The sequence below is a fragment of the Verrucomicrobiota bacterium genome (assembly GCA_016200005.1).
Taxonomy (GTDB): Bacteria; Verrucomicrobiota; Verrucomicrobiia; order Limisphaerales; family PALSA-1396; genus PALSA-1396.
Genome location: JACQFP010000063.1, coordinates 86378 through 98361, shown reverse-complemented (window position 1 = coordinate 98361; position 11984 = coordinate 86378). Strand labels below are relative to the sequence as shown.

Annotated in this window: 7 protein-coding genes; 4 read left to right on the top strand and 3 right to left on the bottom strand. The window is 58.0% G+C overall.

The genetic code is table 11. The annotated features are described in order from the left end of the window. Positions 1 to 147: 147 nt before the first annotated feature. On the top strand, positions 148 to 2547 hold the full coding sequence (locus HY298_21365) for a dehydrogenase (GenBank protein ID MBI3852812.1): 2400 nt from the start codon (positions 148 to 150) through the stop codon (positions 2545 to 2547). On the opposite strand, the gene HY298_21360 is transcribed toward HY298_21365, so the two are convergent. The 3 genes from HY298_21360 to HY298_21350 form a co-directional block, all read right to left on the bottom strand. Continuing rightward, on the bottom strand, positions 2535 to 3497 hold the full coding sequence (locus HY298_21360; protein ID MBI3852811.1) for an NAD(P)-dependent oxidoreductase: 963 nt from the start codon (positions 3495 to 3497) through the stop codon (positions 2535 to 2537). The genes HY298_21365 and HY298_21360 overlap by 13 nt on opposite strands. Positions 3498 to 3650: 153 nt before the next feature. Then, positions 3651 to 4082: a hypothetical protein gene (locus HY298_21355; GenBank protein ID MBI3852810.1), complete on the bottom strand. Its 432-nt coding sequence runs from the start codon at positions 4080 to 4082 to the stop codon at positions 3651 to 3653. 174 nt (positions 4083 to 4256) lie between these two features. Then, positions 4257 to 4670: a YlbF family regulator gene (locus HY298_21350; GenBank protein MBI3852809.1), complete on the bottom strand. Its 414-nt coding sequence runs from the start codon at positions 4668 to 4670 to the stop codon at positions 4257 to 4259. A 215-nt stretch (positions 4671 to 4885) separates the two neighbouring features. On the opposite strand from HY298_21350, the gene HY298_21345 reads away from it, so the two are divergent. The 3 genes from HY298_21345 to HY298_21335 all read left to right on the top strand — a co-directional run bounded on the left by HY298_21345 (position 4886) and on the right by HY298_21335 (position 11950). Beyond that, positions 4886 to 8497, top strand: coding sequence for a PSD1 domain-containing protein (locus tag HY298_21345; GenBank protein ID MBI3852808.1), 3612 nt, complete (start codon positions 4886 to 4888; stop codon positions 8495 to 8497). Between the two features lie 3 nt (positions 8498 to 8500). Next, complete coding sequence (locus tag HY298_21340) at positions 8501 to 9946, top strand: DUF1501 domain-containing protein (protein MBI3852807.1); 1446 nt, start codon at positions 8501 to 8503, stop codon at positions 9944 to 9946. Positions 9947 to 10243: 297 nt separating this feature from the next. Then, positions 10244 to 11950 (top strand): FG-GAP repeat protein, encoded by a 1707-nt coding sequence (locus tag HY298_21335; protein MBI3852806.1) that lies wholly within the window; start codon positions 10244 to 10246, stop codon positions 11948 to 11950. Positions 11951 to 11984 lie beyond the last annotated feature (34 nt).

Here is an 11984-nt window from a genome sequence, read left to right as displayed (position 1 = left end):
GTGCGCCTGCCAAGAATATTTCGTAGTCTGGTTAAGCTGTGCATTGGCTGTGGCGGCGTTTGTAAACCAAATCGATTCTCTTCACAAGCAACATTACTTTTTGACAGCGGAGCGTTAATTGAATGAAATGCCACGCACGACCAGCACATGAAATCAGCCGTCATCTCCACATCCGCGCCAACCAGTCCAGCACCCGCGACTTGTCTCGCGCTTTACGAGCAAATGGTCTTGATCCGGCACTTCGAACTCGCCGCGCAAAAACAATACAAGGCCGGACGGATGCCGGGTTTCATTCACCTTTATGTGGGTGAAGAAGCGGTGGCGGTCGGCGTCTGCGCGCATCTGCGGCGGGATGATTGGATTACGAGCACGCATCGCGGCCACGGCCACGCCATCGCCAAAGGCGTTGATCCGAAAATCGTGCTGGCGGAACTTTACGGCAAGGCAACCGGTTGCTGTGGCGGTCGCGGTGGGAGCATGCACCTTTACGATCCAAGTGTCGGATTATTCGGGACGAATGGCTTTGTCGGTGGCGGCATTCCCGCGACTGTTGGTGTCGGCCTTGGCGCCAAAGTGCGCAAGACGGATCAAGTATCGGTCGCCTTTTTCGGCGACGGCGCGACGAACCACGGCGCATTTCACGAGTCAGTCAATCTCGCCACCGCGCAGAACGCACCGGTCATTTTCGTGTGCGAAAACAATCTCTACGCCACCGCCACCCCACTGGCGTTGGCGACAAAAAATCCGGAGATCGCGAGTCGTGCCGCGGCCTACGGCCTGCCTGGAATCGCGGTGGACGGCAACGATGTGCTCGCGGTCTGGGAAGTCACGCGACAGGCGGTGGAACGCGCCCGGAGCGGCGGCGGGCCGACCTTGATCGAGGCCAAGACTTATCGCACGGTTGGACACCACGAAGGCGATCCGCTGGTCGGCACTTACCGCCAGCAGGACGAACTGGACGCCTGGAAAAACCGCTGCCCGATTCTGCGGTTTGGAAAATGGCTGGTCGCCGAAGGACTGGCGACGAACGAGCAACTCCGAGAAATCGACGACCGCGTCACCAAACGCATTGAGGCTGCCGTGGAGTTCGCTGAATCCTCACCGTTGCCGGACGCAGCTACCGCCAACGATCATGTTTGGGCCAACCCGGTCAACCCGCCACTGCCATACGCAACCGCCGCTCAGCCCGCGCCCAAGACTGTTGAACAAAGCTGGCTCGAAGCTGTGCGTGATGGTTTAGCCGAAGAGATGCGGCGCGATCCCAACATCATTTACCTCGGCGAAGGCATCGGGGAACGCGGCGGCAGCTTTGCCCACACGAAAGGACTTTGGAAAGAGTTCGGCGCGCAACGAGTGATCGACACGCCGATTTGCGAACTCGGATTTACGGGCGCGGCAATCGGTGCCTCGGCCACCGGCAATCGAGCCGTCGCCGATCTGATGTTCATCGACTTTCTGTTTGAAGCGGCCAGCCAGGTCATTCAGCAGGCGGCCAAACTGCGCTACATGAGCAATGGACAAATCAGTGTGCCGATGATTGTGCGCGCCAGCATGGGCGCGATCAAGAACGCCGGGCCGCATCACAGCGGAACCTATTATCCAATTTGGGCGCATATTCCGGGGCTGATCGTCGTCGTGCCGTCGAATCCCGCCGATGCCAAGGGCCTCATCAAAACCGCACTTCGCTGTTCCGACCCGGTGATTTTTCTGGAGCACAAACTTCTTTTCGGCAGCAAGGGGCAGGTGCCAGTGGGCGAACACTTCGTCCCGTTTGGTCAGGCGGAGATTGTTCGTTCCGGAAAGGATCTGACGATTGTCACCTGTGGCGTGTTGGTACATCGCAGTCTCGAAGCAGCCACGTCCTTGGAGAAGGAAGGAGTTTTGTGCGAGATCATCGATCTGCGAACTATCGTGCCGCTGGATGTTGAAACTATTCTCGAAAGCGTCGCCAGAACGAAACGACTTTTGATTGTGGACGAGGCTTACTCGATGTGCGGTGTGGGCGCGGAGATTTCCGCTGCCGTAATGGAACACGCGTTCGAGAAACTCGCCGCGCCCGTGGGACGACTGCATCCAGACCCGGTGGCCCAACCTTTCAGCCCGCCGCTGGAAAACGAGATCGTTGTGTCCGTGGACAAAATTGTCGCGGCTGCTCAAGCCGTGGTTGAGGGACGACCGCTGCTGCCGCGACGATTGAGCGGCTACGATGCTCGTTTGCAAAGAAGAACTTTTGCGGCCACCGAGTTGTCGGCAACGAAGTCGCGCCCCAAACCGGCGACAGTGACACCCGCCGAAAAACCCACCGCCTCCGGTGTTCCCATCGTCATGCCCAACCTGGACCTGACTGTCACGGAGGCCACGGTTGTCCGCTGGCTGAAAAAAATTGGCGACCCAGTCAGGCTCGGCGAACCGATCGTCGAGGTGGAGACTGAGAAAGCCGTCGTTCCGATTGAGTCTCCGACTGATGGAGTTCTGGCAGCCATCTTTGCGGGAGAAAATGCAGTCGTGGCTTTGACGGAGTCGCTCGGCACCATTCAGCCTGCCTGATTCTTCCGATAGAGATCAATCGTGCGCCGGAAGCCGTATTCCAGCGAAGTGGTTCGCCAATCTGGAAACAATTTTTCGATGCCATGATGACTCGGAGTTGCTGGATATGGCAACGGTGGACCGGCGATGGAAAGGCGGGAGGCAGCACTCGGTTCAATACGCTTCAACAAGCTGACAATTTCTTCCACCGTGGAAACTTCGCCCGGCACATCCACGGTATGAGCGCCTTGCTTGATTTCCAAAGCCGCGCGCACAAAAGCACACGCCGAATCCTCCACGTATCCGAAATTAGCCGGGCCGCAAAAGCTGACCGCAAAAGGTTCGCCAGTGGCAACGGCGCGCGCGGCCAGCGTCGGCCCGGCCGTCAAACCCGTCTCGCGTCCCCAGCCATACACCAGCGGCGGACGCAGTCCCACGGATGGGATTCCGAAGTGCAACCAGTATTGCCGGGCGATCAATTCGTTGGCCCGCTTGAACGCGCCGTAAAACGTGAGCGGTTCGAGCGCGGCGTTTCCTCCATCTGAAACGCTCTCCACACTGGTTGGATCGTTCCCCGCGCTGCCGTAAACCGCAATCGAACTGGCGTAGGCCACGCCTTGAATCTGTGACTTCCGTTCGCGGATCAACTCAAAGATTCGCGTCGTGCCCAGGACGTTGATTTCAAAACCGCGATACGGATCCTGCTGGCAGGCGGGCGTGAGCAGGCCGACGAGATGAATGACATTGGTAATCGGATGGTCATCAAACGACGCGCCCAGCACTTTTGCATCCAGAATATCACCGCCCACGAATGTCACTTCGTTTGCCGATGATCCGACAAGGTGTCGCCACTTCTTCCCGCCGTCGGTGAGATCATAGACGACGACCCGGCATTCGCGTCGCAGCAATTCAGCGATGACCCACGTGCCGATAAATCCGCTGCCGCCGGTGACAAGAACAGTTGGTTTCATCCGGCCAGTTGATCCCGTAGCAGCCGACGTCGGGAGGCTCTGATCAATTTTGGATCTCGGGTTTCAGATTTCGGAATTTTAATTCAGAGCCTCCTTACGTCGGCTGCTACGAAGAATTCATCGGTTCGATCACCGACCGGACACGATTCGCCTTTAATTCCCCGCCTTGGTATAAACATCAACGCTCGGCTTTTCATCACGCACGGCGTCGAAGTTTGCCGCCAAGGTCCACGTCCCCTCGCCGAGCTGGTAAATGGACAGCCGCTCTTCATCCACCGACTCGGTTTGCGAGGCGGATTGGCCGGCCTTGATGTTGAAAAACTTGATCGACTTGAACGCGCCCAGTTTTTCCAGCTTGATGCTCCCTTCCGCGTATAACACGGTGTTGCCGTCGCTGCCCTTGATCTCGAAGGTGAACTTGTCCTTCTTGATTTCGATCGACTGCGTGATGGTCTGACCATCAGGACTCTTTTTCTTCAACGACCACTTGCCGCTCAGACTGTCCAGATCATCGGCGGATGCGGTGAAAGTGAAAGTGATTACCAAGGCGGAAACGGCGAGGATGTTTGCGAGAATGTTTTTCATAATTTGTTGAGTTGAGATTTGTTTAGAGTCCGTGAAACCTTTTATTTTTCTCATCCCAGATTCAAGAGAGAATTTACTTCAATACGCGAACGGAACACTTCAGACAGAATAAACGGCTGATCCTGCGCCACGCCCACACTAGTAACGAAGCCAATTGGTGATCACAATTCTTACTCAATGGTGACACCCGCAACCGTGACCGCACGAGCCGGAATCAAAATCCTCCGGGCCAGGCACGCGACCCAGTTCAAACGTCTTGGTGACATATTGACCGAGGGATTGCTGCAATTGATTCATTTCCTCCTGCGCGTCGAGGAAGCCTTTGGCCACCGGATTGTTCACGAATGCTTCGCGATGTTTTTCAAAGTCCGCAATCTCGTCGTTGCTCAATGCCGTGCCAAGTTGTTGCTTTTGCTGGAGCGACTGGCCTTTGACCATCAACGCATCGTATTGTGCCTTGGCGCGATCATCCGCCACGAATGCGTCAATCCGTTGCCGCATGGATTGAACGTCGGGTTGATCCAGCAGGGTCTGGCACAGTTCTCTCGTTTTTTGAATGACGGCGCTTTCTTCGGCAATCGCTTGCATAATTTTGATTTGATTTCTTCGTGCGCGACACCGGCTTCGTTGCCATTCATCGCGTCAACGGCTCAATACATCACAGACCCAGTTCAAAATCAACCTTCGGTTCTGATAAATCTTCAGCCAGGTTCCATGGCCGGCTTGGGTGGCGAAAGATACGCAAAACCCAAAGAAAACATAGGTTTGCACGTTTCAGATAAATAGATACAATTTCTGGTGATATGGAAATCCGCAGTCTGCTCAATGGCCAACGGCTTGGTTTGCTTTGGCTGTTGGCTATTCTCGCGCTGCTGGCGGCCAGCGCCTCCGGTGCAACCCAGCCGGCACGGAAGAAAACCGCCATCGATTTCAACCGCGATATTCGTCCGATCCTGTCTGAAAACTGCTTCGCCTGCCACGGTCCCGACGAGAACAAGCGTAAAGCCAAACTTCGTCTCGACCAAAAGGACGGTCTGTTCAAAACGCTGGACAAAGGCAAATTGGTCGTCGTCCCCGGCAGCAGCAAGCAGAGCGATTTGTTCCGTCGCATCACCGCGACCGATGAAGACGACCACATGCCGCCGCCCAAATTCGGCAAGGCACTTACCAAGGCACAAATCGAATTGCTGCGCCAGTGGATCGATGAGGGCGCGGAATGGAAAGGGCACTGGGCCTACCTCGCGCCTGAGCGACCGGAGTTGCCGGCGGTAAAAAATAAATCCTGGCCGCGCAATGCCATTGACCATTTCGTTCTGGCACGACTTGAAAAGGAAGGGCTCAAACCCACCAGCGAGGCCGACAGACTGACCCTGATTCGCCGGCTGACATTCGATCTCACCGGTCTGCCGCCCACGATTGAGGAAGTGGACGCGTTTCTGTCGAACAAAAACCCGGACGCTTACGAAAAGCTTGTGGATCGCTTGCTCGCGTCGGCCCAATACGGCGAACGCATGGCGGAATTCTGGCTCGACCTCGCGCGCTACGCCGACACCAACGGATATCACATCGACAACAATCGCGACATCTGGTTGTGGCGGGAATGGGTCATCCGCGCGTTCAATGAGAACATGCCCTTCGATCGGTTCACCATCGAGCAACTCGCAGGCGACCTCTTGCCCAACGCGACGATGGATCAGAAGGTGGCCACGGGTTTCAACCGCAATGAAATGGTCAACTTTGAAGGCGGTGCCGATCCCGACGAATATCTCACCAAGTATCAAGTGGGCCGCGTGGACACCACCGCCACCGTGTGGTTGGGCATCACGCTGGCCTGCACCGAGTGTCATGACCACAAATACGATCCCTTCACTCAAAAGGATTTTTACAAGTTTTACGCGTTCTTCAATTCCATCGCGGAAAAAGGACTCGATGGACAGAAAGATAATCCCGCACCGAGCATCAAAGTTCCGTCGCCCGAACAGAAAGTTCGCTGGGATGAACTGCGCGACAAGGCGGCGGTGCTGGATTCCGACTTGAAAAAGCAATTGGAAACTCCGCACAAGGAACTCGATCTCGCCCAAGCCAAATGGGAAGACGAAATCCGCAAGAAGGTGCTCACCGATTGGTCGGTGGTTGATCCCGCGGAGTTCACTTCGGCGGGCGGGGCCACGCTTAAAAAGCTCGACGACAAATCGGTCCTCGCTGGCGGTACCAATCCGGACAAGGAGACTTATGAAGTCATTTTGAAAACGCCGCTGGACGCCATCACCGGCATCCGGCTCGAAGCGTTGGCCGACGCAAGCTTCCCCGCCAAAAGCAGCCGCAGTGAGAACGGCAATTTCGTGTTGACCGCGTTTGAGGCCGAGGCGGAAGTCGCGCCATCCGGCGAGGCGTCCTCGTCGAGTCCAGAGTCACCGGAGTTCGGCGTCTGGCATGTGCTCGGGCCGTTCAAAGCCGCCTCTGCGAAGGAAGCTTTCAGCAAGGCATTCATTTCCGAAGCGGAGATTGACCTCACCAAGACTTACGACGAAGGCAAGTTGAAGTGGGTCGATAAGCCGGACTGGAAAGACGGCATGGTGCAATCGCTCGGTTCCACCGAGAACGCCGCGACGTATCTCTATCGCACGATCATCGTCAAGAGCGCCCGACAGATGATGATTTCGCTGGGCAGCGACGACGGCATTCAGGTCTGGTTCAACGGTCGCAAGCTGCTGGCGAACGATGTGGCGCGTGGTGTCGCGGCCGACCAGGAGAAATTGGTGCTCCGGCTGGCCGCGGGTGAAAACAAACTGTTGTTGAAAATCAACAATGGCGGTGCCGACTATGCCTATTATTTTGCTGCTGACAAAAATCCGGTCACCAAGTATCCGGTTCAGTTCGCGTCGGCGGTGGCCGATGTGAATCAAAAAGATTTCAACGTGCAATCCGCGCTGGAAGGAAAGCCGAACAAAGGCTGGGCCATCGCCGGGTATGAAGCGGCAAATCAAGTTGATCACCAAGCCGTCTTTATCGCCAAACAACCGTTTGGTTTCGCGGAAGGAACGAAGCTGAAAGTCCGCCTCAAGTTTGATTCGGATTTCAAGCAACACGCCATCGGCCGTTTCCGACTGGCAGTCACCACGTCAGATGGGTTGGTTGAATTCGCCGCGTTGCCGGACAACGTTCGCAACATTCTCCCGCTCGTGCCGGAGAAGCGAACTGAGGCGCAGAAAACCGAACTGACAAAATATTATCGCGAGACCTTCGTGCCGGAAGTTCAGACGTTGAAACAACAACTCACCGCCAAGCGCGACGAGCTGAACAAATTCGAAGCCACAATCCCCTCCACGATGGTGATGCAGGACTTGGAGAAGCCGCGCGAAACGCACGTCCTTGTCCGCGGCGACTTTCGCAACAAAGGTGAACTTGTTGCGCCCGGCACGCCCGCCAGTCTGCCGCCGTTGCCTGCTGGCGCGCCCGTCAACCGTCTGGCGCTGGCCCGATGGCTGGTCTCTCCTGACAACCCTTTGACCAGCCGCGTCACAATGAACCGACTCTGGGCAATGTTCTTCGGCACCGGCATTGTTAAGACGAGCAATAATTTCGGCGTGCAAGGCGAATGGCCGAGCCATCCGCATTTGTTGGACTGGCTCGGCACCGAGTTCATCGCGCAGCACTGGGACATCAAGGCCATGCAAAAAATGATGGTCATGTCCGCCACCTATCGCCAGTCGGCCAAGGTCACCAAGGAACTTGTCGAACGCGATCCGGAGAACCGCCTCTACGCGCGCGGCCCGCGTTTTCGGCTCGACGCGGAGATGATTCACGACAACGCGCTGGCGGTCAGCGGCCTCTTGAATCGAAAAATTGGCGGACCGAGTGTGCGTCCGTATCAACCACCCGGTTTGTGGGAACAGGTCGGCTTCGGTGACAGTTTCAGCAGTCAATCCTACGTTCAAAGCAAGGGCGAAGACTTGTATCGGCGCGGCCTTTACACCTACTGGAAACGCGCCATGCCGTATCCGGCCTTCGTCACCTTCGATGCGCCCAGCCGCGAAGTATGTACCGTACAACGGCCGCGAACCAGCACGCCGCTGCAATCGTTGATCCTCATGAACGATCCGGTGTATGTCGAAGCCGCGCGCGGTCTGGCGGCACGCGTGATGAAGAATGGCGGCGACGATGTCGCCAAACGTCTGACCTACGCCTTCCGTCTCACCTTGGCACGACCGCCCAAGAAAAATGAACTGGAGGCGCTCGAAAGAATTTATCAGCAGCAATTGCAAAACTATCGGCAGGACAAAGCAGCCGCCGAAGCGCTGCTCAGCGTCAGTGAATCGCCGCGCCCCACCGATCTGGACGTGAGCGAACTGGCCGCGTGGACGGCCATCGGCAACATTCTTTTGAATCTGGACGAAACGATCACGAAAGGTTGACCTATGTTCTACCAACCGGAATTTGAAAAAACAATTTCTCGCCGCGCATTCCTGCGGCGCGGCGCCACGGGTGTCGGCGCCATCGCGCTGGCCTCGTTGCTCAAAGAGAATCTGTTCGCCGCTTCGCCGGACTCGGTGCAATCGCACGGTGTCCTCAAGTCATTCCATTTCCCGCCCAAGGCCAAGCGCGTGATCTACCTGTTCATGTCCGGCGCGCCGTCGCACATCGACCTGTTCGACCACAAACCAAAACTGAAGGACCTGACCGGTACGGAACTGCCCACGTCAATCCGGATGGGCCAGCGCATCACCGGCATGACCAGTGGACAGAAGCAACTGCTCTGCGTCGGCTCGCCGTTCGAGTTCAAGCGACACGGTAAGTCCGGCGGCGAGTTGTCGGAGATTCTGCCGCACACCGCCCAGGTCATTGATGACATTGCCATCATCCGCTCCATGTTCACCGAGCCGATCAATCACGATCCGGCAGTAACATTTTTCGCCACGGGCAACCAGCAACCGGGCAGGCCCACGATGGGCTCCTGGATTTCTTATGGCCTCGGCAGCGAGAACAAAAACATTCCCGCCTACGTGGTGCTGGTTTCTGGGAGCGGCGGCCAGCCGTTGCAGGCGCGTTATTGGGGCAGCGGATTCCTGCCGAGCAACCATCAGGGCGTGCAATTCCGCGGCGTGGGCGATCCCGTCCTCTACGTGACCAACCCCAAAGGCATCAGCGCGCAGACGCGGCGGCAGTTGCTCGATGGCGTCCAAGAGTTGAACCGCATGGAGCTGGGCGAGCTGGGCGATCCGGAAATCGCCACGCGCATCGAGGCCTATGAAATGGCTTATCGCATGCAGACCAGCGTGCCGGACTTGATGGACATTTCCAAAGAGCCGAAGGAAGTGCTCGACCTCTACGGCGCGGAGCCGGGCAAGGCATCCTTCGCCAACAACTGCCTGCTCGCCCGGCGACTGGCTGAGCGCGACGTCCGCTTCATTCAACTCGTCCATCGGGACTGGGACCATCACGGCAACCTGCCGGCCGAGATCACGCGCCAGACCAAACTGACCGACCAGGCTTCGGCGGCGTTGATCATTGATTTGAAACAACGCGGACTGCTGGAGGACACCTTGGTTATTTGGGGCGGCGAATTTGGCCGCACCAGCTACAGCCAGGGCGAAATCACCAAGACCAGTTTCGGACGCGACCATCATCCGCGTTGCTTCAGTATCTGGATGGCGGGCGGCGGCATCAAAGGCGGCATCACGCTCGGCAAGACGGACGACTTCGGTTACAACATCGTGGAAGACCCGGTCCACGTTCACGATTTCCACGCGACGTTTCTGCATTGCCTCGGCATCGACCACAAAAAGCTGACGTTCCGTTTCCAGGGCCGCGACTTCCGCCTCACCGACGTGAGCGGTGAAATCGTGACGAAGCTGCTGGCATAGTAGCGATTCGGTGGAATGGGGAGCGCGCCCGCCCTCGGGCGCAGCCAACGACGCCCTCGTCGTTGGCATCATGCCGTTGCGCAGCGTGAAGCGATTCGGTTGCACGACGAAGTGTTCGACGCGAGGGCGCGTCGAACCGCAGCCGGGGCGGCTGCGCTCCCGACTATTTCTTCATTGTAAAAAACACATTCTGCTGGTAGCGTCTTGCGTGAAAACAAACAGACCACTTTGAAAACCACGCCGCTCCTTCACTTCTGCTCCCACCTTCTGAGCAGTCGCCTCATCACCGCACTCGCGATGGCGGCCATGAGTTTGCAGAGCGCGTATGCCGCGCCCACGCCCGCCCAGCAAGCCTACCTCAAAGCCTCCAACACCGGTGGGGCTGACGCCCTTAACTTTGGTGACAACTTTGGCCAATCGGTGGCGGTATCGGGCGACACGATAGTGGTCGGGGCACCCTATGAGAACAGCAACGCCACCGGGGTGAACGGCGACCAGAGCAACACCAACGCTCCTGAATCGGGCGCCGCCTATGTCTTTGTGCGCAACGGAACGAATTGGATCCAACAGGCCTATCTCAAAGCCTCCAACACCGGATCAAATGACGCCTTCGGTCGTTCAGTGGCGGTGTCAGGCGACACGGTGGTGATCGGAGCGTATGGCGAGGCTAGCAACGCCACCGGCGTGAACGGCAACCAGAGCAACAACAGCGCATCGCATTCCGGTGCAACCTACGTCTTCGTGCGCGACAGTTCGGGGAATTGGAGCCAGCAGGCTTATCTCAAGGCTTCCAACACCGACGCGAATGACGGCTTCGGTTATTCGGTGGCGGTGTCGCGCGACACGGTGGTGGTCGGGGCATGGAACGAGAACAGCTACGCCACCGGGGTGAACGGCGACCAGAGCAACAACAGCGGCTTCAGTTCTGGTGCGGCCTATGTCTTCGTGCGCAGCGGGACGAACTGGACCCAGCAAGCGTATCTCAAAGCGTCGAACACCGGGCCGGGTGACAACTTCGGCTTGTCGGTTGCTGTGTCGGGTGACACGGTGGTGAGCGGAGCGTATGGCGAGGCTAGCAACGCCACCGGCGTGAACGGCAACCAGAGCAACAACAGCGCTTCTGCCTCTGGCGCGGCCTACGTTTTCGTCCGCAGCGGGACGAATTGGAGCCAACAAGCGTATCTCAAAGCCTCCAATACCGGCGTGGATGACCAGTTCGGTTCCGCCGTGGCGGTGTCGGGTGACACGGTGGTGATCGGAGCGTATGGCGAGGCTAGCAACGCCACCGGCGTGAACGGCAATCAGAACGATAACAGCGCCACTGACTCTGGGGCGGCTTACGTTTTTGTCCGCAACGGGACGACATGGGTACAGCAGGCCTACCTCAAAGCATCCAACACGGACGCGCGTGACCAGTTGGGCATCTCCGTGGCGATATCGGGCGACACCACGGTGGTCGGGGCGTATTACGAAGACAGCAACGCCACCGGGATTACCGGAAACCAGACGGACAACAGCGCCACCAACTCCGGCGCGGCCTACGTGTTGGTGCGCAACGGGACGAACTGGAGCCAGCAGGCCTATCTCAAAGCCTCCAACACGGGCGGTAGCTCAGACGTTTTCATCCCCGGTGACTCCTTCGGCTTTGCAGTCGCCGTGTCGGGCGACACCGTCGTCGTTGGGGCGATCGGGGAGGACAGTAACGCCACCGGCGTGAACGGCAACCAGAGCGACAACAGCGCCACCGACTCCGGGGCAGCCTACGTTTTCACCGGCTTGGGCTTTGGCACCCAACTCACCATCGTGCCTGATGCCAGCAGCGGCGGTTACTTTGTTCGCTTCAACGGCGCCCCCGAACTCACCTACCGATTGCAGCGTGCGTCCAGCGTGACCGGCCCGTGGGACACCATCGACACGCAGACCGCGCCCGCCTCCGGCCTCATCGAATACCACGAAACAACTCCGCGTCCGGCCGCCGCCTTCTACCGCACCGTCACGCCGTGATTTTGATGGTTTGGGGAGCGCGCCCGCCCTCGGG

Coding starts and splice junctions, on each gene's coding strand:
- HY298_21360 (MBI3852811.1), bottom strand. CDS start 3,497: ATGAAACCAACTGTTCTTGTCACCGGCGGCAGCGGATTTATCGGCACG.
- HY298_21355 (MBI3852810.1), bottom strand. CDS start 4,082: ATGAAAAACATTCTCGCAAACATCCTCGCCGTTTCCGCCTTGGTAATC.
- HY298_21365 (MBI3852812.1), top strand. CDS start 148: ATGAAATCAGCCGTCATCTCCACATCCGCGCCAACCAGTCCAGCACCC.
- HY298_21340 (MBI3852807.1), top strand. CDS start 8,501: ATGTTCTACCAACCGGAATTTGAAAAAACAATTTCTCGCCGCGCATTC.
- HY298_21345 (MBI3852808.1), top strand. CDS start 4,886: ATGGAAATCCGCAGTCTGCTCAATGGCCAACGGCTTGGTTTGCTTTGG.
- HY298_21335 (MBI3852806.1), top strand. CDS start 10,244: ATGGCGGCCATGAGTTTGCAGAGCGCGTATGCCGCGCCCACGCCCGCC.
- HY298_21350 (MBI3852809.1), bottom strand. CDS start 4,670: ATGCAAGCGATTGCCGAAGAAAGCGCCGTCATTCAAAAAACGAGAGAA.